The organism is Clostridium sp. FS41 (assembly GCF_000954015.1).
GTDB lineage: Bacteria > Bacillota > Clostridia > Lachnospirales > Lachnospiraceae > Enterocloster > Enterocloster citroniae.
Genome location: NZ_JYHN01000039.1, coordinates 49,517 through 74,256, shown reverse-complemented (window position 1 = coordinate 74,256; position 24,740 = coordinate 49,517). Strand labels below are relative to the sequence as shown.

The 24,740-nt window shown below is 48.9% G+C and carries 23 protein-coding genes; 4 read left to right on the top strand and 19 right to left on the bottom strand.

Annotation, left to right across the window (positions count from 1 at the left end):
* Positions 1-32 precede the first annotated feature (32 nt).
* The 8 genes from CLFS41_RS05450 to CLFS41_RS05415 form a co-directional block, all read right to left on the bottom strand.
* Entirely contained in the window at positions 33-1,169 is a 1,137-nt protein-coding gene (locus CLFS41_RS05450; protein ID WP_048931057.1) for a mandelate racemase/muconate lactonizing enzyme family protein, read from the bottom strand.
* 4 nt (positions 1,170-1,173) lie between these two features.
* A complete protein-coding gene (locus tag CLFS41_RS05445; RefSeq protein WP_007870555.1) occupies positions 1,174-2,310 on the bottom strand; it encodes a mandelate racemase/muconate lactonizing enzyme family protein in 1,137 nt (378 codons plus the stop codon).
* Between the two features lie 84 nt (positions 2,311-2,394).
* Entirely contained in the window at positions 2,395-3,762 is a 1,368-nt protein-coding gene (locus tag CLFS41_RS05440; protein WP_007870558.1) for a sugar ABC transporter substrate-binding protein, read from the bottom strand.
* Between the two features lie 136 nt (positions 3,763-3,898).
* Positions 3,899-4,753: a carbohydrate ABC transporter permease gene (locus tag CLFS41_RS05435; protein WP_045091689.1), complete on the bottom strand. Its 855-nt coding sequence runs from the start codon at positions 4,751-4,753 to the stop codon at positions 3,899-3,901.
* A complete protein-coding gene (locus CLFS41_RS05430; RefSeq protein ID WP_048931058.1) occupies positions 4,753-5,631 on the bottom strand; it encodes a sugar ABC transporter permease in 879 nt (292 codons plus the stop codon). The genes CLFS41_RS05435 and CLFS41_RS05430 overlap by 1 nt, the downstream gene beginning before the upstream one ends.
* A 72-nt stretch (positions 5,632-5,703) precedes the next feature.
* Positions 5,704-6,837: an enolase C-terminal domain-like protein gene (locus CLFS41_RS05425; protein ID WP_045091687.1), complete on the bottom strand. Its 1,134-nt coding sequence runs from the start codon at positions 6,835-6,837 to the stop codon at positions 5,704-5,706.
* Positions 6,838-7,160: 323 nt separating this feature from the next.
* Complete coding sequence (locus tag CLFS41_RS05420) at positions 7,161-8,441, bottom strand: SLC13 family permease (protein ID WP_045091686.1); 1,281 nt, start codon at positions 8,439-8,441, stop codon at positions 7,161-7,163.
* Positions 8,442-8,459: 18 nt separating this feature from the next.
* The gene (locus tag CLFS41_RS05415; protein WP_045091685.1) at positions 8,460-9,296 is read right to left on the bottom strand and encodes an MBL fold metallo-hydrolase; all 837 of its coding nucleotides are present in this window, start codon (positions 9,294-9,296) and stop codon (positions 8,460-8,462) included.
* A gap of 198 nt (positions 9,297-9,494) precedes the next feature.
* Here CLFS41_RS05415 and CLFS41_RS05410 point away from each other — a divergent pair, with 198 nt between their 5' ends.
* The gene (locus CLFS41_RS05410; protein ID WP_045091684.1) at positions 9,495-10,415 is read left to right on the top strand and encodes a LysR family transcriptional regulator; all 921 of its coding nucleotides are present in this window, start codon (positions 9,495-9,497) and stop codon (positions 10,413-10,415) included.
* 126 nt (positions 10,416-10,541) lie between these two features.
* On the opposite strand, the gene CLFS41_RS05405 is transcribed toward CLFS41_RS05410, so the two are convergent.
* The 5 genes from CLFS41_RS05405 to CLFS41_RS05385 are packed head-to-tail and all read right to left on the bottom strand — an operon-like array spanning position 10,542 to position 16,733.
* Entirely contained in the window at positions 10,542-12,311 is a 1,770-nt protein-coding gene (locus CLFS41_RS05405) for a glycoside hydrolase family 2 (RefSeq protein WP_007870576.1), read from the bottom strand.
* A gap of 54 nt (positions 12,312-12,365) precedes the next feature.
* Entirely contained in the window at positions 12,366-13,217 is an 852-nt protein-coding gene (locus tag CLFS41_RS05400; protein ID WP_007870579.1) for a carbohydrate ABC transporter permease, read from the bottom strand.
* Positions 13,204-14,121 carry a sugar ABC transporter permease gene (locus CLFS41_RS05395; protein ID WP_045091683.1) on the bottom strand — a complete coding sequence of 306 codons (918 nt, stop codon included), beginning with the start codon at positions 14,119-14,121 and terminating at the stop codon, positions 13,204-13,206. The genes CLFS41_RS05400 and CLFS41_RS05395 overlap by 14 nt, the downstream gene beginning before the upstream one ends.
* Before the next feature lie 9 nt (positions 14,122-14,130).
* Complete coding sequence (locus CLFS41_RS05390) at positions 14,131-15,534, bottom strand: extracellular solute-binding protein (protein WP_045091682.1); 1,404 nt, start codon at positions 15,532-15,534, stop codon at positions 14,131-14,133.
* 14 nt (positions 15,535-15,548) lie between these two features.
* On the bottom strand, positions 15,549-16,733 hold the full coding sequence (locus tag CLFS41_RS05385) for a hypothetical protein (protein WP_045091681.1): 1,185 nt from the start codon (positions 16,731-16,733) through the stop codon (positions 15,549-15,551).
* A 277-nt stretch (positions 16,734-17,010) separates the two neighbouring features.
* On the opposite strand from CLFS41_RS05385, the gene CLFS41_RS05380 reads away from it, so the two are divergent.
* Positions 17,011-17,817: a helix-turn-helix domain-containing protein gene (locus CLFS41_RS05380; RefSeq protein ID WP_007870589.1), complete on the top strand. Its 807-nt coding sequence runs from the start codon at positions 17,011-17,013 to the stop codon at positions 17,815-17,817.
* A 166-nt stretch (positions 17,818-17,983) separates the two neighbouring features.
* Here CLFS41_RS05380 and CLFS41_RS05375 read toward each other — a convergent pair whose 3' ends face one another.
* From CLFS41_RS05375 to CLFS41_RS05365, 3 genes are read right to left on the bottom strand one after another with little or no spacing between them, the layout of a single operon-like run.
* Positions 17,984-18,580, bottom strand: a complete 597-nt coding sequence (locus CLFS41_RS05375) for a guanylate kinase (protein ID WP_045091680.1) — start codon at positions 18,578-18,580, stop codon at positions 17,984-17,986.
* Positions 18,581-18,622: 42 nt separating this feature from the next.
* The gene (locus tag CLFS41_RS05370; protein WP_347467679.1) at positions 18,623-20,248 is read right to left on the bottom strand and encodes a decarboxylase; all 1,626 of its coding nucleotides are present in this window, start codon (positions 20,246-20,248) and stop codon (positions 18,623-18,625) included.
* Positions 20,239-20,781 (bottom strand): DNA topology modulation protein FlaR, encoded by a 543-nt coding sequence (locus tag CLFS41_RS05365; RefSeq protein WP_045091679.1) that lies wholly within the window; start codon positions 20,779-20,781, stop codon positions 20,239-20,241. Before CLFS41_RS05365 ends, CLFS41_RS05370 begins: the two co-directional genes overlap by 10 nt.
* A gap of 233 nt (positions 20,782-21,014) precedes the next feature.
* On the opposite strand from CLFS41_RS05365, the gene CLFS41_RS30035 reads away from it, so the two are divergent.
* The gene (locus CLFS41_RS30035) at positions 21,015-21,164 is read left to right on the top strand and encodes a hypothetical protein (protein WP_161797478.1); all 150 of its coding nucleotides are present in this window, start codon (positions 21,015-21,017) and stop codon (positions 21,162-21,164) included.
* A gap of 57 nt (positions 21,165-21,221) precedes the next feature.
* On the opposite strand, the gene CLFS41_RS05360 is transcribed toward CLFS41_RS30035, so the two are convergent.
* The 3 genes from CLFS41_RS05360 to CLFS41_RS05350 are packed head-to-tail and all read right to left on the bottom strand — an operon-like array spanning position 21,222 to position 23,466.
* On the bottom strand, positions 21,222-22,784 hold the full coding sequence (locus tag CLFS41_RS05360) for a DUF4173 domain-containing protein (protein ID WP_052665633.1): 1,563 nt from the start codon (positions 22,782-22,784) through the stop codon (positions 21,222-21,224).
* Entirely contained in the window at positions 22,777-23,004 is a 228-nt protein-coding gene (locus CLFS41_RS05355; protein WP_007870602.1) for a helix-turn-helix transcriptional regulator, read from the bottom strand. Before CLFS41_RS05355 ends, CLFS41_RS05360 begins: the two co-directional genes overlap by 8 nt.
* A 15-nt stretch (positions 23,005-23,019) precedes the next feature.
* On the bottom strand, positions 23,020-23,466 hold the full coding sequence (locus tag CLFS41_RS05350; protein WP_007870603.1) for a DUF2975 domain-containing protein: 447 nt from the start codon (positions 23,464-23,466) through the stop codon (positions 23,020-23,022).
* A gap of 265 nt (positions 23,467-23,731) precedes the next feature.
* On the opposite strand from CLFS41_RS05350, the gene CLFS41_RS05345 reads away from it, so the two are divergent.
* Positions 23,732-24,484, top strand: coding sequence for a 4Fe-4S binding protein (locus tag CLFS41_RS05345; RefSeq protein ID WP_007870605.1), 753 nt, complete (start codon positions 23,732-23,734; stop codon positions 24,482-24,484).
* Positions 24,485-24,740: the final 256 nt, after the last annotated feature.

Sequence of the window (24,740 nt, the reverse complement as noted above, 5' to 3'; positions counted from 1 at the left end):
CACCGGCCGCCGCTGTCTATGTAATACCAGGACTATTTCCCGGGATAAAAATACTCCTTTTTCGCAATCAGGCAATGCCTTCTCATGGATGTCAGGTCTACCACAAAAGGAACCCCGGGAATGTCCGGCAGATAGAATCTTCCATTCTTAATCTCCCACTTCACCGACAGATACTCCCTCTGAAGGCTTTCAATGGGCGCCAGATACTCCTGCCTGGCCTCATCATCCGCCGTAGCGATCAACGGGGATGCCATATACGGAAGGCCGCCGGAAGTCAGCTTAATTTTGTTTTCCCGGGCCATATCCCTGATAGCCATCCACTCCCTGATCCCCGCCATATTAGAAGGACATGGCTGAAAATGCTTCACTCCTCTGTTTAAGTACTCCCGGAACATATAGTGGTTTCTCATGGACTCTCCCATGGCGATATCCACAGGGGAACGCTTTGTCAACCAGGACAGGCCTTCAAAATCACAGCAATGGACCGGTTCCTCATACCACTCAATGTTATACTCATTGGCCCTCTTTATAAATTCCAGGGCTGTCTCCGGCTTAAAATACTGGTTTCCATCAATTGCCAGTCCAATGCTGTCCCCTATGGTCTTTCTGGCCAGGGCAATGCGCCGGATATCATTGTCCAGATCCGCGCCGAAATTTGAGGCAATTTTCATCTTCACTGTCTTGTATCCGGCCTTTAGGAAATCCTCCAGTTCCTGTACCATCTGACAATCTGTCAGGTTAGTACCGCAGCCGCTCCCATAGGCCGCCAGGCTGTCCTTTTCCGCCCCCAGATAACGATGCAGGGGCTTTCCATCCATTTTGGCCAATATATCATAGATCAGAAATTCAAATCTTCCGTATTCGTAAGCGCTCTCTGCGTTAAATCCATTGTTCCGGTTCTGCCAGTACACCCGGTCAAGCCACTGTTCTGCCGTCTTCGTCTCTCCGGTCAGGATGTGGGGCAGTATTACCTTCTCCATACGCTCAGTACAGATCATGGTTCCCGTGATCCCGCCGGCTTCATACAGTTCCACAAGATGTGTCATATTCCAGTAGTGAAAAGGCCCTCCCGTGGAATCCCAGAAATCCACCGGAAGCTCCTTGGGAACAAAGGTATACACCGCCGCCCCATCGAATTTCAGCATTACATCTAATCCCTTATCAAACATATCCTTATGCCCCTATTATTTTTTTAGATTTTAAAAATCCTTCTTTGTCAAGCCTGCCCATATCAAAATGGCAGGGCAGCCCGGCCGCATCCGGGAAGTAGAACCTGCCGTCTTTTCTTTCCACCCGGATATCCATATAATCAAGCAGGGGCTGGTTGCAGGGCTCTAAAAATTCTACCATTGCGTTTTCCCCGGCATTTGCGATCATCACTGCGGAAAGCATGGGCAGGCCGCCGGATGATATCACGGCGCCGCATTCCTTGGCCATGGCATTTACCTCAAACCAATCCTCAATCCCATCAAAACTTGCTGCCACCGGCTGAAAATGCCTCACCTTTGTTTCCAGCAGCGGCTGGAACATATAGTGGTTATAAAAACTCTCCCCTGAGGATACAGGGATGGGGCATTGCTCTGCCAGGTCACGATAGCCAAAGTAATCCAGACTGTGCAGGGGTTCTTCATACCACGCAATGTCATACTCCTCCACCCGCTTGGCAAACTCCAGCGCCTGCCCCACGGTAAACACCTGGTTGGCGTCCAGGGCCAGGCCCACATCCGGTCCTATGACACCGCGGGCCAGCTTTACCCGCTCCACATCCCGGTCAAGCCTTGTCCCGAAATCCGTACCCACCTTCATCTTTACGATCCGATGTCCATGTGAAAGGAATCCTTCCATCTCCTTTGCCAGGGAAAGCCCCTCTAAGTGGGTGCTGCCGCCGCTTCCATAGACGGGTACCCAATCCTTGTCCGATCCCAGAAACCGATGGGCCGGCAGTCCCGCCCGCTTCGATATAAGATCCAGAAGGGCGAATTCAAAACGGCCTATCTCCCGGACGGTTTCTCCCGCCAATCCATTGTTGCGGTATTTCCAATACAGAAACCGGCTCCACTCCTCAAACGTCCTTTCCTCACCTGTAAGCACCAAGGGGAGAAGGCGCTCCTCCATAAGGGATGTGCAGGGTATCACCCCTGCAATCCCTTCCTTGTCATAGAGTTCCATTAAAAACTCCACCTTTGTGTGAGTAAAGGGGCCTCCTGTGGCATCATAGAATACTTCCTTCTGTGGAATCGGACTCAGTCCATATATAACTGCCCTTGAAAAGCTCAGTTTTGTCTGCCTGTATTCCGTTGTTCTTTTCATATACACCCTCTATAGCCGTCCGCCTCCGGGCAATACGCGGAGGCAGTCCCTTTTATCTGTCATATAAGCGGCCCTGCAGTCAGGTTAATCCGCCATCCACTCCTGCTGCAGCCTGGTCAGATCCGCGGCCCACTTATCGCAGGCCTCCTGTGCTGTCTTATCCCCCATCATCACAGCCTGAAGATCCGCTACAATATCATTTGACGCATACTCTGCATACCCATCCAGATAGATGGGAAACTGTGCAAATACCAGGTTCGGATCGTTTTCAAATTCCGCATAGATCTGGAAGTAGGGATTTTCCTTATACCAATCCTGGTCATAGATGCCTGTGTTTACAGGTACACGGCCCTCATTCCTGTCCACATAGCCTGCTCCTTCTGCGGAAGCCAGGTATTCAGCAAAAAGAACGGCCTCCTCCGGATGCTCAGTGTTCTTGAACACAACAGATCCCATAAATGTAGGAGCCTTGCAGACAGCGATCCCATCCTCACCTTCCAGAGGCCGGATCGGAAGGAAATTTCCCTCGCCCAGGTTCTTTGTATGCTCTGATACAGAGGAAGAGTTATGCATGATATACTGTGCTGTTCCGGCGCCAAACTCCGCCACCATCTCACGGTAACCGTTGGAGATCGCATCGTGGGATACCAGGCCGTCCTTATACAGGTTGGCGTAAAAATCCAGCCCCTCCACTACCTTCGGGTTATTCAGCGTGCTGGTCCCATCCTCGTTAAAGAAAGCCTTCTCCCCGCCGTAGGACAGAATAAACATAAACAGGTTTTCCGCAGATCCGGAACCGCCCCGCAGAGAGAAATAGTACGTTCCATCCTCCGCGTACTCCTCGCAATACGTTCTCAAGTCCGCAATGGATCCGGCAGGCTCAATGCCCTTTTCCTCATGCCACTTTGTGTTGTACCAGGAGGTTTCCTGGGTCTTGCCATAGCCTAAAAGGTAGAGATTTCCATCCTGTGCATAGAACCTGGCCTGCTCTACGATATTGGGGAGCAGGTTATCCCTTTCCTCCCAGGCATTAAAGGCATCATCCAACTGCATAAGGGCGTCCTGGGCCACCAGGGCGTAGAGGTCTTTATCGCTGATCGTACCCACATCCGGCGTGCTTTCCGTCACCACCGCGGTGTTAAATTTCTGGGTATAGGAATCAGAGGCCAGGCCCGTGTATTCCACTGTGATCCATGGATATTTCTCCTGAAAGTTTTTGATCACCTCCGCATAAATAGGATTTGAGGTGGTATTGCCGTCCCTGTGCCAGAATGTAATGGTTACAGGCTCCTTCCCTGTCTCTGGTGCTGTGGTCTCAGCCATCTCATTTCCATTCCCCTGAGCTGCCGCGGCCGGCGCCGCGGATGATGCAGGTTCGCCTTTACTCCCGCCGCATCCTGTCATACCTGCGAGCACCGCCGCTGCCAGTGTTACCGCCAATAATTTCTTCATAAATTATTCTCCCTTCTTTCAGTCATCTGCTGCCGGCCCTTTGGGGCCTTTTATCAGCATGCCTTTGTAGTAACATTTCTCTATGATAAAAGGCATCCCGGCCGGAAGCCCGTTATCTATTAAATCCAACCGGAGCCTATCCCTTCACAGCCCCTGAGGACAATCCCGATACCAGATATTTTTGAATATATGCAAACAGGATCAGCACAGGCACCAGGGCCATCACACATCCTGCCGCCAGGCTTCCGTAGGCCACGGTAAATTCCCCCTGCATCAGTTTTAAACCAATGGGAAGGGTAAAATACTTTTCACTGCTTAAAAAGGTAAATGCATAAACATATTCATTCCAGGAACTTACAAAGGAAAAGGCGCCTGCAGCCACGATCCCCGGCGCGATCGTAGGAACCACGATCCGGAAAACCGACTGCATTATAGTACAGCCGTCAATCTGCGCCGCCTCCTCCAATGCAGGGGATACACCGGATACAAATCCGCTGATCATAATCATACAAAAAGGGATCCGCACCGTTGTATAGGTGATCATCAGTGAATAGGGGGAGTTTACGATCCCCAGGTTTTTAAAAATAACAAACAGGGGGATCATTAACACCACACCAGGAAACATCTGGGATACCAGAAGCACCCCATAGGATAGGCCTTTCCCCTTAAACCGGTACCGGGAAATAGCATATCCGCCAAACACCGATATAACAGTGCTTGCAATGGTGCTGACTCCGGTCACAAGTACACTGTTGAAAAAATAGTGATCAAACCCCATATTCTCCCAGATATATTTATAATTGCTGAATGTGACAGGGCTTGGGAAATACTTAATGGGAATATCCAATATGGTAGATTCATCCTTTAATGAAGTAACTACGGTCCAATATACCGGGAACACGATGACCACAAACAATAGGATCAACGGTATATTGACGGTCAGGATCCTAAGCAGTCTCTTTTTCAGCCGTTTCTTTTGTCCATAGGTCATCACAGATCTCCCTCCTTCCCAAATCCTCCCACCAGGGAGTAGCCGATTGCAAATATCGCCAGGATCAACGCCATAACAGCAGCCATACAGCTGGAATATCCGATATCCATGCCCTCGTTAAACTTGGACATCAGATACATAGGCAGGGTCATGGTAGCGTTGTTGGGCCCTCCAGCCGTCATACCCGCAATGATATCCACAATATTAAATGTCCATATGGTACGCAGCATAGTGGTAAGGATCACTGTATTCCGGATCAGGGGCATGGTTATATGCAGAAACTGGTATATTACCCCTGCCCCATCCACATCCGCCGCCTCATAATAATCATGAGGAATGGACTGCAGTGCGGCCAAAAAGGATACTGCAAAGAAGGGGATGCCCCTCCAGGTGGTGGTAAAGATCAGCACCCCCATGGCCCGCGTCCCTGTGGCAAACCAGGGGATACGGTCCTTTATGATCCCGGCCCGCATCAATATATCATTGATGACTCCAGTCTGACCTGTAAACATGTAACTGAACACCAGCGCCACGATCATGCCTCCAAAGGCCCACGGTGAAAATACTACCATGCGGTACAGCTTACGCCCCTTAAAATCAGTATTCATCAGGATAGCCACCATAAGGCCAAAGCCTGCCTGAAGCACCACATTCCATATAGTCCACACCACGGTGTTCTTAAGCGCCTTAAAGAATACGGGATCCTCAAAAAGCTTTACATAATTGTCAAGCCCGTTAAACCCATAATCCTTTGGCCGCGTCAGAATATAATTGTGGAAGCTGTTAAAAAATGTCATAAAGATCGGATAAAACATAAACAGCGCGATCATTGCCATAGACGGCAGAATCATCAGGTACGGCGCGCTTTTCCGGTTCATAATACGTCTCCTGTTTCCCATTCCGTTTCCAGTCCCCTTTCTTCTATGTTTGCTATGTACGGTTCCTGTTTGTCACATTGGACGGTAGATCTCATATCCCTGTAGCAGCCCGTCCTTCTCCAGCTTTTCCACGTTCATCCTCTGGGCAATTCCAGGCGCGTCTTTTGATACATAAAACCTCCCGTTCCGTTCCTCAGGACAAAACATGGTATACTCGCCTACCGGCACAGTAGGAGGCTCATGGAACTCAATATACTCTTCCGGCCCATAGAGGCATCCAAAACTGGCATTCATGTAAACTCTCCCCCCGGAGGAGAACCGGATCCCCTTTTCCCTGGCCATATCCCGGATACGCAGCAGATCGTCCATCCTGGTCATCCGCCCAAAGGAAGGCTGCAAATGGCCCACACCCTTTTCCGCATATGTTTCATACGCATAAGAGATCCTCATGGACTCCCCAAACGCCAGCTGTATATCCGGCAGCAGCTCATGCAGCCTCCTGATACCGTTCATATCATGGGCATGTATCGGTTCCTCAAACCAGGCCGGATCATACTCCTCTATCATTTTTCCAAATTGGCAGGCCTCCTCCACGCTCCATCTCTGGTTTGCGTCCACAGCAATCGCAACTTCTTCTCCCAGAGCATCCCTCACCTTTTTAAAGCGTCTTACGTCACGCCCCATATCGGTTCCCTCATCGCTTCCTACCTTGAACTTTACGGTACGGTATCCCTCCTCCACATACCTCTGCATATCCTCAACCAGTTCCTCATCGGAAAGCAGCAGGGAACCGCCTCCCTTATAGGCAGCCGCCCAATCCTTCTCAGCACCCATGAACCGGTGTAAAGGCAATCCTGCTCTTTGGGCCAGGATATCCATCATCATGATCTCCAACTGCCCCACCTCCACTGCCGGTCCGCTTTGGAAACCCTCATTGCGGAATTTCCAATACAGGCTCTGCTTCCACTCCTTAAAAGATTTTGTCTCATTGTTTAATATCAAAGGCAGGATCATTTCAACAAAACGGCCTGTACAGGCCAAATGGGCGCATGCCCCTTCACTGTCATATAATTCGATACATCCCCGCTCTGGTGCAAAATTACCAAATCCTCCCGTACCATCTTTAAAGGGCTTGGGAAGAGGGATCGGACGAAAACTATAATATTTTGCATGAGAAAACCGAATCCTATGGGTAAATTCAAACATTTTTATCCCCCTTTTTATCTGTTTTTTATCAAAAATATATATAAATTGTAATGGTTTTTGATTTAGGGGGCAATTGTTAAACATTTGGTATTTTTCCTTTATTTTTGTGCATGATCTACATTCATTGCAGAATTTCCTCTAATCCATTTCATTTCCTTTTCAAATATATATTTGCAATGAAATGAATGCACGGAAGTTTTACGATCCCTATAAAATAAAATTAAAAGACAGAAAAACGGCACAGCCCGTTGGCTGCACCGTTCTTCATAAAATCCGTTTATTATATTTTTAAGTCGGCATAGATTCCCTTTTTACAGTACACATCAATAAATAGGATACATGACATTTGCCGTGAATGCGCATGTCAGAATGGCCACTATCATAAATGGGAATGTGAATTTTAACACCTTTACCGGATTATATCCACCTGCGGCAAAACAGACGGCCGCCTCCCCTGAACCTGAGGGAAATCCCAGTGCAAAGTAATTGCAGGTACCTATGATCAATACGATCCCTCTTGGATCCCATCCTCCTGCCAGAGCCACCGATGCGGCAATGGGGATCAGGACCGTCTGCGTTGCCATATTGGATAAAAATGTGGTCATTACAACGGTTGCTGCAGAGAACATCAACATTACGGTCAGGGAACTGGGATTGCTGCCAAGGGCTCTGAGGATCAGATTTCCCACCGCATTACCTGCCCCGGATTTTCCCAGGGCGTCCGCAACCACCAATACACCGGCTATCATCCACACCATGTCGGAGGTCATGCCTTTTACAGCCTCATCCACCCTGAGGATCTTGGCGTAGATCAGGATCAGGACACCCAGTCCCGGCGCCAGATACAGCATGTTACCGGTCCATTTATTCAGCATCATCAGGAGCATGACCACTGCAAACACAGCGTATACCAGTACTTCCTGCCCGTGGGACAGCATTTCCGCCTTTTTGGTTTCCTTTAATTTTGACTGGTCGATATCCTCCTCACTTCTTGGCATCAGCTTCCAGAAAAAAAGGCAGTACAGGGTGAGTAAGATCATGGCTGGAATGGAGAAGATAAATGGATCCAGCATGGTCAGCTGAAACTCGGGATTGGGTATGATCCCCTCATACATGCCGTTGACCGTGGCAAAGGTTGATGCACCCAGGCCAATGGGAAAACGGAACTTCCAGGCAACCATGACGCCTAACAGCGGAAGCAGGACCCGCTTGGCCGTAATATCCCCTGTGTTATCCAGGGTTGATAAAAACACCACCAAAATCGTGATCGCTGCTGTGGTCGGTATAAACTGGGCAAATATGGCGCCGATCAGGAAAAATGACGCCACCAGCAGCATACCCCGCCTTCCTTTAATGGTATTCATGACCGAACTGATCCTGGCAACCAGGCTGGTCTTTGTTAGTACGGAACTCAGGGCCAGCATGGGTGCGATCAGCACCACGATCTTATTTCCAAAACCACTGAACGCTGACTGGACATCCATGATCCCCGTCATTGCAAGGATCAGACAGCATGCCATGGTGGTAACTCCAAAGGGTACCTTGTGCAGTATAAATGATATCATCATAAACAGCGTTACCGCCAATACTATGTACATTTCCATTGTTTTTCTCCCCTGTGTTTATTTCATCAGTTCCCTTACCTGGCGTGTTCTCTCCTCAACAAACTCTGCCCACACCGTGTCATCCAGATACGGCTGGGCCTCATGGGTATACTGTCCTGCCCTGTCCACAATCTCAATCTGGTTGGGATGGCTTGGAAGGGCGATATCCACATGGATCCCCTTTAATTTTTCTGCATCCCTCAGGAACCTGGTCCTCAGATCCGGGGTCAGATAGGTACTGGAGGCATAATAGTCGTCATTCATTGTGTTGGCCCCCACGCCCCCATGCATGGCAACCACATACGTTTCCCCGTTCACAGGGTTTTTCTCCTCCCAGAAAAAGCTGGTGCATCCGATGGTATGCCCTGGGGTAAGCATGGTCCGGATGGATATGTCCCCTAATGTAACCGGCTCTTCATCTGAGTAAAAGGCATCCACTGTAAAATCCTGGGGATGAGAATCAGGATCCAGTACCAAGGTTTCCTTGGGACATTTCCGGTAAAATTCATAATCTTCAGAGGAGAGGTACACCGAAGCTCCCGTCAGTTCTTTCATGGCCCTGGCCGCCCCGCAGTGATCAAAATGAGCGTGGCTGAGAAGGATTTTCTTAATGTCCTCTGGTTTATATCCCAGCCGGTAGATGGAATCCACCAGCAGATACATGCTTTCCGGAATGGCTGTGTCAATCAGGATCAGTCCGCTGCCGGTATCGATCAAATAGCAGCCCACCCAGGTCTGTCCTGCTACATACCAGGTCCTGGGGGATACCTGAAACGGTTTGACGGTCAGGGCCCAGGGCTCATATGCCAGGGTCTTTACAGGATGGGGCGTTGGTTTTGTGCATCGAAATGCCATTTGTTATTCCTCCTATCTAGGTATGGGTAAATACGGATCACATTTCTCAACCGGCTTGAGTTATCTGTCTGTTTTGATTATAATGGAGACGTAAACTTATTTCAACTTATGCATTTTTATTATCAGACTTAATTAAATTAAGTTATACGCCTGCCTCTATTGCACCGTCCCTATCACAAATGATAAAAAGGAGATACCATGGACATTCATCAGATTGAAAACATCATCGCCATTGAGCGGGAACAGAGCATATTAAAAGCATCCCAAAAACTGTTCCTCACCCAGTCCGCCTTGAACCAGCAGCTTCTCCGCCTGGAAAAAGAGCTTGGCACCCGGCTTTTTGAGCGGAGGAAGACCGGCATGATCCCCACCTTTGCGGGCAGGATCTATCTGGCAACTGCCCATCAGATGGTGGATATGAAAAAAGAAACGTACAAGATCATCCACGATATTTCGGAGGAAAATACCGGAGAGATCTCCCTGGCATACACCCCTGAGCGTGGCTCCCTTATGTTCTCCTACGTCTACCCCGTATTTCATCAAAAATATCCCAATGTCACATTCCGCATCCAGGAAGCGCGGGTCAAGAAGATGGAGCAGCTGCTCCTGAAAAAGGAAGTGACCCTGGCCGGACTGACCTATTCAGGCAGCTTTAAAAACCCGGATCTGGAATACTTGGATATGGCGGAGGAACTGATGGTTCTGGGACTGCCCAAAAGCCACCCACTAGCATATCTGGCAGGGGAGAGGAGCTGGGAAACATTTCCCCAACTGGACTTAAAGCTTCTCAGAAACGAATGCTTTACCCTGATCTCCAAGGAGACCAGAATGCGCGACATGATCAACCTGGCCTTTGAGCAGGCTGGCTTTCATCCCAAGATCCTGTTTGAATCCACCAGCACCCTGACCGTTGTAAACATGGTAAAAAACCAGGTCTGTCCCGCATTCTTTCCTCAATCCTACGTGGAGGCCAATGCCCCTATTGTCTACTTCTCAGTCTCTCCCAGACAGAGCTGGATGCGGTGCATGGCGTATCTGAAAGGTACCTATCTTACAAGGCCGGAAAAGGCCTTTCTTAGGTTGTGTACTTTGTATACACAGGGAAAGCCGCTTGTGTAGGAAGGAGAGGGGGCAGGCATGGTTTGCCCAGACATGACTTGTCTTTCTCTCTGCCGGAACGTAAAAAATTCCCGGGCGCTGCCTGACAGCTGCAGCGCCCGGGAATCTTCCGTGTCCTCTGTTCTTTTACTTATTCCTATAATACTCCTGCATTACATAAAAGGCTTTTTTGCGTGTCGCCTTGTCCATGGCAACCAGACCTTTGCTGTTTTTTCCTCCCTGCATGGGATGCTTGCGTATGGGGGAAATAAAATCAAACAGTACCCATGGGAACATACCCTGTATTCTTCCGTCCGTGTACCGGATCTGGTTTTCATATACCCGTTCCTGGTGTTCTTCCGTGAACAATTCCTCCGCTCCTCCGTGGTGGCCTGCTTTTGCACCTGCACCGGTCTCAGTAATGACCATGGGCTTGTCAATGGACGTGTTGTCAAGAATCACCTTCACACCTTCATAATCCCTGTAATACCAGCCGTAATATTCATTAAACGCAACCACATCCACAAATTCCGCCAGCCGGTCCTTTACACACATGGTATTCACATCTACCAGGCAGGCGGCGCTGGTCAGCCTTGTGGGATCATAATTCCTGCAAGTCTCTAAAAGCCCTTTCATAAAATCAAGGCGTGACTGGATATCCGGATTCTCATTGCCCACGCTCCAGATCACTACGCTGGCCCTGTTTTTGTCCCGGAACATAAGCTCTCTCATCTGATTTTCTGCATTGCTGTAAGTCTCTGGATTCTCAAAATCCAAGGCCCAGTATACGGGGATCTCTTCCCACAGCATCATTCCGGCCTGATCTGCAAGCACAGCCATCCTCTCACTGTGGGGATAATGGGTAAGCCGCAGTATATTGCAGCCCATGTCCTTGGCCGTGTTCAGGATCTCAAGGCGCTCCTCATCAGTCTGTATCCTGCCCCTGTTCCTGCTCTCCTCGTGGCAGCATACCCCCTTTAGATAGATCTTCCTGCCGTTTAGAAGAATATCCTTTCCATCACACCTGATCTCCCTGAACCCCACCCGGTCCTTGACTTGGTCTTCTAAACACCGCGCCTGAACCTCATACAGCTTTGGATGTTCGCAGTCCCATAATTGGGGGTTAGCCTGGACTACACATCTCGCCTCTCCCCGTTCATCAGTCAGAACTTCCCGGGATATTCCAAGCTCTTCGATCTTAAAATGACAGCAGGCTCCCTGCACCGGGGCATCCAGTTTTATTTTCAGTTCAATCCTCCCGTATGTACCGTCAGGTACAAGGGATGCTGTAAAATCTTTAATATACACGGCAGGAAGCCGGAACAGTTCCACCGACCGGGTAATTCCCCCATAATTGAACCAGTCATAATTCATGGACGGTACCTGGTCCGGTTCCCTCCTGTTATTAACAGTGATCACAATGTGGTTTATTTCCTTAAGATCCTGGGTCAGTTCCGTATAAAAAGGCGTAAATCCTCCCTGATGCCTGGACAGGAGTGTTCCATTCAGCCAGATCCTGCACTCATAGTTGGCTGCCCCGACCCGAAGTATGATCCGTTCCCCTTCCTTTTCCTTTGAATAGACAAAGGTCCTGGAATAAACCGCCTCCCCCTCATACAGCCAATACCTGTCATCCAGACAGTTCCAGCATCCGGGGACCTGTATCTTTTCCATGGATGAAAAATCCAGGTCCATGGGAACCTCCCTGCCCTGCTCATCTTTTCCAGAGGCAGAAAACAGGTTCTTTCTTGTTACGCTGCGAAACACATCCGGCGTAAACCCCCATACGCCGTCCAGGCTTTCCGGTTTCCGGTGATCTGTGTACACACAGGACTGGACTGTGGTAAATGCGATCTGATTTTTTTTGTCAAACTGAAAATCCAATATATCTTTGTAATCATCCTTCATCCGATCCATTTTCTTATCTCCTTTTTCTCATTGCCTTCTGCTGGTGGCCGCCGGAATAAAGTACTATCCCTTTACACTGCCCGCAGCAATTCCTTCCATTACTTTTCTTTGGGTAATTAAAAATATCAATACAACCGGCAGCGATATGGCGGTCGACAGTGCCGCGGTCATGGACAAATCAACTCCCAGATCCGAATTCAGGTTTACCAGCATGGCTGCCAGATTATAAGTGCTCATATCTTTTGACAGCATCAGTACCGGAAGCCACAGACCCCAGCTGGACAAAAACGATATAAGGGTGGCTGTGGTAAAAACAGGATACATGACCGGTGTGACAATTTTAAAAAATATCTGGAATTCCGTGGCTCCGTCTATAGTGGCGGACTCAATCAGGTCATAGGGAAGGGACTGGAAAAAATTCTTAAACAGGAAAAAGGGAAGGGCCGCTCCCCATGCGCCTGTGGAAGACGCCAATATGATCCCCCAGAAATTGTTGGTTCCATACAGCCCCAGCTGAACCACGATCACATACAGGGGTATGAGCAGCAGCACGGCCGGATACATCATGCTTACCGAAAAAGAGGTCTGGATCATGGAAAACCCCGGAAGGCTGCCCTTTCTGTACAGCGCATACCCGCCCAGGGATGTTGCCAGGACCACCAAAAGGGTGCTGCCTCCTGAAATAATGATGCTGTTTTTAAAGTAATGCCACAAGGAATTTCCGGATAATGTAAGGATTCCCTTCCATCCATTTAACACCCACTTTTGCGGGATCAGGGACAGCGGATACTGTATGATCTCCTGGTTGGTCTTAAATGAACCGAACAGCATCCAGAGAAATGGATACACCATAATAAAGGAAATTATGATCAGTACCCCATAAACTATCCATGTTATGAATCTATTTTGCTTCATTTAACCGTCTCCCTACTGCTGAACCAACCAGTGTCAAAAGTGCTATTAACAAAAATAGAAATGTGGCAATTGCCGTGGCTGATCCGAAATCCATTTTCTCATATTTACTGTACGCATAATACGACAAGAAATTGGTTGCATAATTAGGCCCGCCAAAAGTAATGATCCTAGACACCGTGTATGTCTTTAAAAACTGAATGATTGCATAGACTGCATTCAGCATAAACGCCGGTTTCAGGGAAGGAAGAGTAATGTAGGCGTACGTCTGCCATCCGTTCGCCCCATCCGTGGTGGCGGCTTCATACATGCTTCTGTCTATCAGTTGATAATTGGTCAGGAATATAATGGTGTACAGACCCACATGCTTCCACAACTCCACAAAAGCCAAGACCCCAATGGCAAGGTTAGCCTCTGTCAGCCATCCCAGGGGCGAAAGCCCCAATATTTCAAGAAGGCTGTTCATGGCGCCGTTACTGTTAAAAAAGTGTTTCCATACAACAGCGCTGACCACGTCCTGTGTAATAAATGGAATAAAGATCGCCAGCTTGAATATGAGCTGGGCCCCCCGGCAGATCCCCTTATAATCCAAAAGCTGAGCCAGCAAAAGTGCCGCAACCATGTTGAGAGGAACACTTAAGGCAGTAAAAAGCAGGGTTACCTTCAGGGAATCCCAAAAATAGGAATCCCTGAACAGCTTCATATAATTTCCCAGCCCCACAAATACAGGCTCTGTCAATATGGTGTTGGTCTTAAAAAAGGAATAGAATATACTGCATATCATAGGATACACGCCAAATACAATGGATACCACGGCAAATACGCCGATGCAGCAATATAACATCCAATACTTTTTAAGGATCACCCCGCACTTGCGGTGCGGGATAATCTTCCGGGTTCCTTTCATCCATTAACCTCACTTATTTTCCTGAATCACTGCGTTCACATCCCCGTGCAGCTTTTCAATAGCGCTTTGTATACCGGCCTCATCCTTTGCGCTGAATGCGTTCATTAGACCCTTTTCATATGTTTCCAGCATATCCGGATAGTATGGGAATACGCCTACATAAGAATCGCTGGGGTAAATGGGGATGGTTGAGTCAAAAAAGATCTTTTGGTTCTTGCTCAGCTGCTCTGTATCCACAACACTGTAATCCATGCAGGAACCCATGGTATCAAAACTGGCTTTCTGCGCTGCCTCTGACAGGCAATAGGTTAAGAATACTTTTGCAGCTTCCTTTTCAGGCGCATTTTTAGGCATTGCGATCCCTCTTACACCGCCCAGGAACAGGCCGCCCTTTCCGCTTCCGTCAAATGTGGGCCAGGTCGTAACCGAATATTCGCCCACGCCGCTGTCCGGCTGGTCCCATCCCGCTGCATTCCAGTTGCCCACACGGAACATCCCCACGCTGCCGCTCTGTATCTTTGTATACATGGCTGAGAAATCCTCGTTGACAGCATCTTTGTCCCAGATGGCATCAGGCCCCGCATACAGCTGGATGATCTTCTCAAACTGATCTTTATGGGCTTCAATCCGGCTCTCAGGCACATTGTTGATCCATACATCCGAGGTTCCATTTCCTCCGGTAAGGAACAGGTTGAACGCCTGTCCCGGATCGGTTCCCAGGTGAAGGGTCCAACCGGATATACCTGCATTCTTATACTCCTTTCCCAGGGCCAGGAATTTATCAAAGGTGGTCGGGATCTTATCCTCAGTTACTTCCACGCCTTCCACATCAGTTTTGTATCCCAGACCGTTTACAGAACGGTTAATGGGAAATGCGATCAGCTGTCCATCAGCTGATATGATCTTCATGTCGCTGTCCGTCACCACATCATGGTTCTCAGATGCTGCCAGTACATCATCCAGCGCCTCAAATCCGCCCCCTGACTGCTGATGGGTCACCAGAAGCCGGGATGCCTCATTAAATATCAGGTCCACACCGCCTGTTGTGGTAACTGCCTGCAATGCTTTTGTTGTCAGTGTAGCATTGTCAAAGGTAATGGCATCAATGGAGTAGTTGGGATAATCCTTCTGCATCTCCGCCTCTGCCGCCTTAAAGAAAGGAAGCCTGGAATCATTCCCCTCATACCAGATCGTGATCTTTACAGGCTGGTCCGACTGTCCCTGTGCGCCGGCTGCCTGGGTGCCATCGGCCCGGGTGCCTGCCTCCTGTCCCCCTGCTGCCTGGTCTCCTGCCGCCTGCGTTTTTTCTGTCTGAACGCCCTCTGTCTTTGCCGGCTCCGAAGCGCCCTTTGCACATGCGGACAATGACATGGCAACCGCAAGCATCATAACTGCCAATCTGTGTTTTCTCATAATGTATCCTCCCTTTATTTGTTTTTAATTACACTCATTGCTTCTATAAGATCCATCATATAAACCCTGCGTTTCCCCTCGTGGATGGAGTCAAAGGATACGCCTGTGCCGTTTGGATCCCACCTGCAGTGCAGGTCGCATCTTATATCCATAGAGGAAAGATGGGGGGAATAAAACCTGCCGACCACCATGCCCCTTTTGCTGTTTATATGGTACAAATACACAGGTCTGTATTGATCCCTGTCCTGATAACCATCTCCGATCAGCCACTGTCCATCCGGGGAATAACTGCAGTGAATGTCCTCATGGAATAACGCCCTGTCATAGACCGCATAATCCTGTGTCTCATCCTGCATTACATACAGTCCGTCCCCCTCTGCGCAGTCCCCGTAAAGCATCAGTTTCCCCTGTTTTCCCCAGTAGTAATGGGAAGCAAAGGTATAGGGACGGAGCTTGTAAATATTTCCGCCAAGATCGCTGGTCCCCAGCCCTGTCCGCCACATTCCGCCCGGCTCAGGGAAAAACCTTACCAAAAATAAAAAGCGGTCCGACTCCTGGTTAAAGGTAATGTGGTTGATAACGATCTTCCTGTCTATGTGATGTCCGTTCTCCCAGTTATAGATCCGGTCCAGCTGTGCATATGTAATAATCTGTTTTGCCTGCCCGCTCTCCATATCTACCAGGAATACCCCGTCTTCCTCAGGCGCATTTTGATCCTTCCAGGCATCCACTTCATTGCAGTATCCGTATCCGGCCCTGAAATCATATACGCGGTTCATATTAATGGACAAACCCCATTTCCCATCCGCAGATACATTGGCCAAGGGCCGTTGAAGCATGCGTTCCTTTTTGCTGTGGATATTCTTTACCACAGCCCGGTAGCCATGATCCGTATAAACATTATAGATAATCTCATCCGGATTCACCGGATTCCACTGAAGCATTGCGCCCTGCTGGAAATTCCAGGACCTGGTTAACGCCACTGGACTGAATACACCGGTATCCATGTCCAGGCTCCCCAGTTCACATTCGTCCTCTCCAGTGGGAAGACGGTCCATAAACGGGACCCGGTGACATAGATGAAGCTTCCCGTCAGGGTGGAATGCCCTGTTGTCATAGTAGCCAAAAAAATACTGCCCCCCATCATCCGGGGAAATCCTCCGGACTTTGATATGATTTGCATCTAATATACCATTCATTGTAAATTTCTCCTCTTTTTGGAGTTTTCAAATATTATACATTTCTCCCTTGACTTTCATATCTTTTTACCATAATATTAGTTTATACCATAAAACTCCCCCTACATTTTATACATATTTTCTATGGATATCCATGTATTCTTTATCTATATCACTACTATATAGTAAGCTCCTTTGTATTTCAATTCACAATATACCCATATAATTGTATATTCAGACCATTTAAATTTTACAATTACTAACCCAAATCAGGAGATTATGTAAACGGAGGTCTTATATGGATAATTTCAGCATTGTAACAGGAGCCATGATCCAGCTCTCAAGTCCTTTCCGGCTGATCCATGTGATCAAACGCTTGCCGGACTTTCAGCTCCGCCCCCACAGCCACAACTTTTTTCACATTATATTTGTCACATCCGGTACATTGGAAGTAGACATCAAGGGGAGTACCCACATTATACATGAGAACCATGCGGTCATACTCCCGCCCTATGTCCCGCATGCATTAAATTCCAAGAAGGGGTATTGCCAGATCGGCGTGGACATCTTTGACACGGAGGAAAACGATCTCTGCGCCCTTTTGAATCAGACCTTTCCCTCCGGTTTTTCCATTGTTAAGATGCATCTGCTCCCCACCCATTTTGAGGAGATGATCAAGTCCGTGCGTGACCTGACTAAATTAAACCTGCTGAAACTTCAGAACAATGCAGAAGCCCTGGTGCTGTCTTTTATTGAACAGGCATCTGATACAGCGGACAAAAGCTTCAGGGACCGGTTCCTGGATATGATCGCCCATGATGATGGACTGACCTTCACCCTGCCCCAGATGTGTTCCTATCTGAACATCAGTAAAACCCATCTGGAACGTTTGGTCCATGATGAGTTTGAGTGCAGCGCTGTTGAGTATTATAATAAGCTGAAGATCATGAAAGCCTGCTTTCTACTCCAAAATTCCGAAAGTTCCATCCGGGATATCAGTGAAAAGCTGGGTTTTTATGATGAAAGCCACTTTACCCGTTTTTTCAAAAAAAGCATGGGCATTACACCGTCTAATTACCGCAATACTTCCAGAACACCTTTGTAGGACTATTGTTAGACAGCATTTACCCCACCCGCGGCGTATCGCTTCAGAGATATCTTCCTTTCTGCCCAGTGCAATCTCTGCGGGGCATTTTTTCATAGGGCATTCCAGGGGGATTTTCAATGATAAAAAAATCCATACGGCACAGGATTCCCCATGCCGTATGGATCTATTTCCCACTCCCCATAAACATCCCAATATCATCAATGATCTCTTTCAGACAATCTTCCAACACCACGTTCTGGTACCATTTTTCAATTCCGCACCGCTCCAGGTTTTCCAGCTTAAAATCTTCCTCATCCGCCAGGAACCTGCGGCACATTTCCTTGTACCGCGGCACCTTCTGCTGTTCTTCCCGCTCCAGGGCCCGCCTCAGTCTCAGCCCGTCTTCCACGTGAATGTAGAGGGGGACCAGTGCCTCCGACCCGTAAAACAGGCGCATTTTTTCGTAGGACTCCAAAGTACCCATGACCAGGTAGAAACCATGTTCCAGATCGATCTGCCCGTCATCCACTGTAAAATAGTTCCATGGCCCACACACCGTATCATAGGTCCTGCACTCGATCAGAGTACCATTTTCCCGGCACTGCTCCAACCGACCGTCATCCACAAAGAAATATTCCACGCCATCTGTTTCCCCGTCCCGGATGGGGCGGGTGGTATACATACGCACGGTCTTAAGCTCCGGCATCCTGGCATGAAGCTGCTTGTATATGGTATCTTTTCCCGATGCGCTTTTTCCCATTACATAAAATATCTTTCCCATTTCATTCTCCGTCTTTATATTCAGTACTTTTACTGTCCCATATCAGTCTGTTGTTTTCACTGCCTTCAAATACGTCAGTTCCTGGTCCTCAGGCCCCTGCACCGGCAGCTTTTTATCCATATATTCCAATATGATATCCAATGCCCGCCTGCTGATCCATTCCCCCGGCGCCACAATGGGGATACCCGGCGGATAGATATAAATAAATTCCCCGGAAATGCATCCGGCACTGTCCTTCAGCTTTACGTCATGCAGTTCCCCGTCCATGGCATCTGCTATGGTCATGGCCGTGTCGCTCCGCATACTGTATACACTGCTGGCCGTAGTGTCCCAGGATACCGGTTTCAACCGGCTGTCAATCTCACACAGGGCGTCCCCCAGCCGGCTGAGCCCTTGGTCATTGTCCATGACCGTGCTGATGGCTGTCACATAATCCGCACCGCACATCTCCATCTCCAGCCTGTACACCCTTCTCAGTATATCATCCAGCATGGCGCCTGTAAAACAGGGAAGGGAATCGCTGCCCGGCCCGGCCCCTGACACGCTGCCTGGTCCTCTCCCTTGGCCGCTCCCCGGTCCGTTATCCCCCCTGTTTATTCCGCTGTTTATTCCGCTCTTTATTCCGCTCTTTTCCCAGCCGGTCGCATCCGCCAGCGAAGTCCCTCTGGTAGATAGTACGATCTTGGAACAGTCCAGGTCAAATATACCGCTGGTTCCCTTCAGGTCCAGACCCGCAAGGCGCAGGCATTTAAGGCCCGAAAGCCTCTGCCTCAGCGTTCCAAGCCTCTGGCTGTATGGTTCCAGGTCCATGTGCTCCATCTGATAGATACTGTTCTCAATACTGGCCATCAGCACATAGGAGGGACTGGTGGTCTGCACCATGTGAATATAGCGGTCGATCTTTTGTGCATTGGCATAGCAGCCTCCCTCCGGCCGGTTGTTCTTAATATGAAGCAGTGCGGTCTGGGTCAGGCTGGGCATGGTTTTGTGCACACTCTGGATCACCACATCCGCTCCCAGATCCAGGGCGGAACACGGGAACATTTCCCCATACCTGAAATGTGCGCCGTGGGCCTCGTCCACAATAAGCGGAAGCCCTGCCCGGTGGACCACCTGGGCAATTCCTCTGATATCCGACACCACGCCGTCATAGGTGGGTGAAACGATGAGAACCGCCTTGGTATCCATGTACCGCCTTAGCATCTGATCCACATCCTGGGGCGTAATCCCTCCCTGTATCCCCAATCCGGGAACCTCCTGTGGATAAACATAGGACGCTTTCAGCTGGTTTAAAAAGATTCCATGATACACGGCCTTATGGCAGTTCCTGCTCACCAGGATCCGGCCGCCTCTTGGAACCGTTCCGCATATGGCCGACAGAATACCGCTGCTGCTGCCGTTTACAAGGTAATACGTCCTGTCCGCACCGTATACACCGGCCGCCCATTCCATGGATCGTTTCAGTATTCCTTCCGGGTGGTGGAGATTATCAAATCCGTCAATCTCCGTTATATCCACTGTAAAGGGATCCGGGAATCCCATGCTTCCGGTCCGTTTATGGCCGGGCATGTGGAATGGGTACATATTGGTTTTCCCATACCTTACCAGGCGGTTGACCAGCAGGTCTTCCCTTTGCATTTCCCTTTGCGTTTTCTTTTTCATTTCCATGCTTTTAACCTGCTTCTGGGTGCCAGACGGATCAGGCTGTCCGACATCTCTTTATGATTCCTGATGACCAGTGTCTTTTCAGGATAACATTCCTGTATCTCCCTGTACCTATTCTTATATTTCCGGCTTCTTCCATTCCTCAGGATCCACATGAGGAATGGAAGATCCATCTTTTCCTCACATCCGTCCGCAATGGAATCCCTCACCCTGCCCCGGTACATTACATAGCGGTGCATGGCCTGCCACAGACAGATCCTTCTGGGAAAATCCATGAACACGATCAGATCCGCCTCCTTCAGTCTCCGCTCCTGGCACAGACCGGAATAATTTCCGTCAATGATCCATCCGTTCTCCTCGTTCTCATCCAAAAAACCGGAGATGGTCCGCCTGGCATCCTCAGGATCGCGCTCCCTCCATTCGTGTTCAAAATTGATCCTGTCCAGATGCAGGACCGGGCACTGGTAGATCCGGCCCAGTTTCTTGGCCAGTGTGGACTTGCCGGAACCGCTGTATCCTATAACTGCAACCTTCATTCCCATACCTCCCTGTGTGACATGATCCGATCAAGCGTTTATTACCATATCATAGTATACATGAAAACCCATTGGATTCAAAGAGTTTTAATCAATAAACAGCGCCGTCCACTGACGTTACCCTTAATAAACAAGGGAACGCAGGCAAACGGCATAATAAATATGGGCGTCACTGCTCACAAGTACGGGGACCCTGTATTTCTTGCACAATGACAGCATGGCCAAAAATTCCGATGACGGTATTTCCAGCAAATCAGACCACAAGATCATGGCTCCTGGATATCCTCATCTTAACCCTGATGCACCAGCAGACCGGAAGCGCTGACAGCAGCCGGTATCCGGAAAGCCTTCGGGCCAGGTATGCATCCCTTATAAAGCGTTAACGGTTCTGAAGGTTGAAAAAGGGAAAACCGTTTCTCTCCGGTTTTCCCCCTCGATCATTACTCCTGTACCTGCACCCACAGCTTTCTTGCCTTCAGCGCAGAGAAATTACAGGTTCTAAGCCCCATGGCTCCATTGTCAACATAATCATATATGCGGGCGTACCTGCGCAGGAGTTCATCCCTTTTTTCCAGGTCCTTAAGACCGGCCACCGCAGGCGCGGCATCCGATGACAGCGCGGCAAAGTATCCCAGACCTTCCTCCCCCTGGCACGCACCGTGCTCCACATTGTATCGTGCAATGACATAGTCTGGTTTTATCCATGCAAATCCCAGATAAAATACGCTTATGGCCACCAGGCAGAAACGGAACAGCGGGAATGCGCGGTTGAATATCAGCAGCACCACACCTGCCATCAGAACCACCAGCATGGCCAGAAACCACAGTACCAGCACCCGCAGAAACGTGAGATGGTACTGCTGTACATAAAGCATCATCCTGTATACCGCCGATGCGATCATCACGTAGGTACAAAGGCTGATCACCAGAAGTATGGCTTTTAGCAGGACATGTTCCCTGCAATATTTAATGCACATCAAAACCATGACCAGGTTTAGGACCGCCACAAACAAAAGCTGGAAAAATCCCTGTCTTGCATAGTCCGAATAGGTCATCCCCCAGGGCAGGCTCCCCCGCCCCATGAACAGATATACGATCTGAATGCCGCAGAATACCAGATAAACGGCTGCGATCATGGACATGAAGCTGATGGCAGCCACAGGGGAACAGCACTGCCTGTCAGCCGTATCATCGCTTATTTCCCCGGCCCATGCGCTGCATACCAGGCAGTACAGGGTAAGTGTCCATGCAACGGCCTGAAGCGTCACAAGAAACAGGGTGAACGGGTTTAAAAATTCCTCTATGACCGTATCCAGCATATTCTGGAATACCATATCCGCACTGGCAAGCAGAAGGCTGAGGATGATCATGGCAGGGACCGCCGCACACACGCCCGCCAGGAGCCTTAACACAGTCCTGTATTTCCTGCTTTTAATGGATCTGATAAAATGGATCAGATGGGTAAAGGGACAATATATCATACTCAGCGCCTGGGCCAGATAGATAAGGATGGACGTAACATATTTTCCCACATTCCATTTCCCGTCCTCATGGAACTGGTGGAGGATAAAGATACAGAACAGCAGCACCATGGCAAGACGGTTCATATGATACCCCACCACTACATTGGTGGTAAAACAGGTGGACAGCCCGATCAAGAAGGTTACTGCCCCCAGGAACAGGGATCCTTTTTTGATCTTCACCTTTATCCTTTTTAGCACAAGGAATATGACACCGTAGGAAACCGCGGCAAACACAGGAACGGCAATCCCCAGCGGGTTGTGATACAAGCAAAAGCTGGCCATGATTCCATAAGCAATACTGAGAATGCCCAAAAATCCAAAATCATTTCCCAGTTCCCTAAGCCTCACTTCCCGCCTGGACAGCGCACGCCGGTCCGCCATAGATACCTGCCCGCCTGCATATCCGCCCTCCCGCCCCTCTGCCGCATCTGCCTGCCCCTGCACCGGGGGCGTCTTTTGTATCAGAATCTCATCATACATCAGGGTCATCTCCTTTCTCAGGTTCATATATGAGTATATCCCCGGGCTGGCAGTCCAGCGCCCTGCAGATTGCCTCCAGGGTAGAAAAGCGGACCGCCTTTGCCTTGTTATTCTTAAGGATGGACAGGTTTGCCATGGTGATATCCACCTCTGCAGCCAATTCCTTAAGACCTTTTTTTCGTTTGGCCATCATAACGTCCAGATTAATCACAATTCCCATGATATCCCTACCTTCCTATATAGTCAGATCATTTTCCTCTTTTAACCGAACCGCCTGCTCAAATACCTGGCACAGCACAAAACAGAACAGTCCTGCAATGGAAAATACAATGATCACAACAGCCGTGGCCGGGGTGGTTGCCAAAGGAAGCCTGACCAGGGACAGGGCCGCCAGGAAAAAGCTTAACTTTCCTATACGCTTCAGGGAATCGGCATTTTCCATCACAAAAGCGCGGTCCGCCAGCACTGTGTCAAACATCTTCCTCAGCTCCAGCACGATCAGAAGACAGAGGATTCCGGAGCCAATATACAGGATACACTGGGGTATATAGTGGATCCGGAAGGACTCCATATACTTCCCCACATAACGAAAAATCACGGGAATCCCCAGGGTAACCCCAAAACCGCCATAAAACATTACGTCCAACAACCATTTGGTAAACCGAACAAGACGAGTATTCATACCACATCCACCTTCCTAATATCATTATCTACAGTATTCACTATAGCACCTAAATTATTAATTATCAATATTATTTTATCGTTTATCAATAAATTAATATTGATTGTAGATAAATATTAAGAATCTTGTAAAAAACCGCTGTATGTTGTTCCAACAACATACATACGCGGCCTTCCATGGTATACTTATGTCAGAAAAACAAACGATTATCTTACCCTCAGTGGTTAAGGGTACCATCATTAAATTAAAAACAGGAGGATCTATTATGATAAGAAGAATTATTAAGATAAATGAAGAACTCTGCAACGGATGCGGCGCATGTGCGGCCGCATGTCATGAAGGCGCCATCGGTATGGTTGACGGCAAGGCCAGACTTTTAAAGGATGATTACTGCGATGGCCTGGGAGATTGCCTGCCCACCTGCCCCACCGGCGCCATTACATTTGAGGAAAGGGAAGCCGCTGCCTATGATGAGGCTGCTGTAAAGGCGCGCATGGCACAAAAAAAGCAATCCGCTGTAAACAGGGACCGCAGTGACGCTCCTCTTCCTTGCGGATGCCCGGGCACCCAGTCAAAGTCCATTTCCAGACCTGCCGGGAAACCGGCGCAGGAGGCATCCCCCTCACAGGCCCACGATCCTGACTCCATGGAAAGCAGGCTGTCCCAGTGGCCGGTGCAGATCAAGCTGGTCCCGGTCCAGGCCCCCTATTTTAAGGATGCCCGCCTTTTAGTTGCTGCCGACTGTACTGCCTTTGCCTATGGTAATTTTCACAATGACTTCATAGCCGGCCGCATCACCCTGATCGGATGTCCCAAGCTGGATATGGTAGACTACGCGGAAAAGCTGACCCAGATCATCCGTCTCAACGATATAAAGGATGTAACCATTGTCCGCATGGAAGTGCCTTGCTGCGGCGGGCTGGAGAACGCGGTCAGGAACGCCCTTCAGGCCAGCGGCAAGTTCATTCCATGGCAGGTGGTCACGGTCAGGACGGACGGTACTTTAAAGGAGTTGTAAAGAACAGTTTTATGTATAATGCCGGTCATAAAACCGGCATATTTTTTTGTGGTATGGGCTGTGTGCCCTGTGCTCCGGACATATAAAAACATTTCCCGGGAATTGAAATAATAATTGACATGTCAACTATACTGCTTTATACTTATATTAGAATTGTGATAACTATACTTGTCAATATGTCATTCGTAATTGTAGCGCCTTTGAAGACTTTGGCAGCTTATCAAACCTAAAATCCAAAAGCTTAAAGGAGCGTTTA

What these genes read in the sequence shown, in the direction of transcription:
- CLFS41_RS05400 (WP_007870579.1), bottom strand. Translation starts at nt 13,217, where the DNA reads ATGAAGCAAAATAGATTCATAACATGGATAGTTTATGGGGTACTGATC.
- CLFS41_RS05355 (WP_007870602.1), bottom strand. Translation starts at nt 23,004, where the DNA reads ATGGGAATTGTGATTAATCTGGACGTTATGATGGCCAAACGAAAAAAA.
- CLFS41_RS05405 (WP_007870576.1), bottom strand. Translation starts at nt 12,311, where the DNA reads ATGGATCGGATGAAGGATGATTACAAAGATATATTGGATTTTCAGTTT.
- CLFS41_RS05440 (WP_007870558.1), bottom strand. Translation starts at nt 3,762, where the DNA reads ATGAAGAAATTATTGGCGGTAACACTGGCAGCGGCGGTGCTCGCAGGT.
- CLFS41_RS05370 (WP_347467679.1), bottom strand. Translation starts at nt 20,248, where the DNA reads ATGGAAATGAAAAAGAAAACGCAAAGGGAAATGCAAAGGGAAGACCTG.
- CLFS41_RS05375 (WP_045091680.1), bottom strand. Translation starts at nt 18,580, where the DNA reads ATGGGAAAGATATTTTATGTAATGGGAAAAAGCGCATCGGGAAAAGAT.
- CLFS41_RS05390 (WP_045091682.1), bottom strand. Translation starts at nt 15,534, where the DNA reads ATGAGAAAACACAGATTGGCAGTTATGATGCTTGCGGTTGCCATGTCA.
- CLFS41_RS05350 (WP_007870603.1), bottom strand. Translation starts at nt 23,466, where the DNA reads ATGAATACTCGTCTTGTTCGGTTTACCAAATGGTTGTTGGACGTAATG.
- CLFS41_RS05420 (WP_045091686.1), bottom strand. Translation starts at nt 8,441, where the DNA reads ATGGAAATGTACATAGTATTGGCGGTAACGCTGTTTATGATGATATCA.
- CLFS41_RS05415 (WP_045091685.1), bottom strand. Translation starts at nt 9,296, where the DNA reads ATGGCATTTCGATGCACAAAACCAACGCCCCATCCTGTAAAGACCCTG.
- CLFS41_RS05435 (WP_045091689.1), bottom strand. Translation starts at nt 4,753, where the DNA reads ATGACCTATGGACAAAAGAAACGGCTGAAAAAGAGACTGCTTAGGATC.
- CLFS41_RS05450 (WP_048931057.1), bottom strand. Translation starts at nt 1,169, where the DNA reads ATGTTTGATAAGGGATTAGATGTAATGCTGAAATTCGATGGGGCGGCG.
- CLFS41_RS05410 (WP_045091684.1), top strand. Translation starts at nt 9,495, where the DNA reads ATGGACATTCATCAGATTGAAAACATCATCGCCATTGAGCGGGAACAG.
- CLFS41_RS05380 (WP_007870589.1), top strand. Translation starts at nt 17,011, where the DNA reads ATGGATAATTTCAGCATTGTAACAGGAGCCATGATCCAGCTCTCAAGT.
- CLFS41_RS05395 (WP_045091683.1), bottom strand. Translation starts at nt 14,121, where the DNA reads ATGAAAGGAACCCGGAAGATTATCCCGCACCGCAAGTGCGGGGTGATC.
- CLFS41_RS30035 (WP_161797478.1), top strand. Translation starts at nt 21,015, where the DNA reads ATGACGGTATTTCCAGCAAATCAGACCACAAGATCATGGCTCCTGGAT.
- CLFS41_RS05445 (WP_007870555.1), bottom strand. Translation starts at nt 2,310, where the DNA reads ATGAAAAGAACAACGGAATACAGGCAGACAAAACTGAGCTTTTCAAGG.
- CLFS41_RS05365 (WP_045091679.1), bottom strand. Translation starts at nt 20,781, where the DNA reads ATGAAGGTTGCAGTTATAGGATACAGCGGTTCCGGCAAGTCCACACTG.
- CLFS41_RS05430 (WP_048931058.1), bottom strand. Translation starts at nt 5,631, where the DNA reads ATGAACCGGAAAAGCGCGCCGTACCTGATGATTCTGCCGTCTATGGCA.
- CLFS41_RS05345 (WP_007870605.1), top strand. Translation starts at nt 23,732, where the DNA reads ATGATAAGAAGAATTATTAAGATAAATGAAGAACTCTGCAACGGATGC.
- CLFS41_RS05360 (WP_052665633.1), bottom strand. Translation starts at nt 22,784, where the DNA reads ATGTATGATGAGATTCTGATACAAAAGACGCCCCCGGTGCAGGGGCAG.
- CLFS41_RS05385 (WP_045091681.1), bottom strand. Translation starts at nt 16,733, where the DNA reads ATGAATGGTATATTAGATGCAAATCATATCAAAGTCCGGAGGATTTCC.
- CLFS41_RS05425 (WP_045091687.1), bottom strand. Translation starts at nt 6,837, where the DNA reads ATGTTTGAATTTACCCATAGGATTCGGTTTTCTCATGCAAAATATTAT.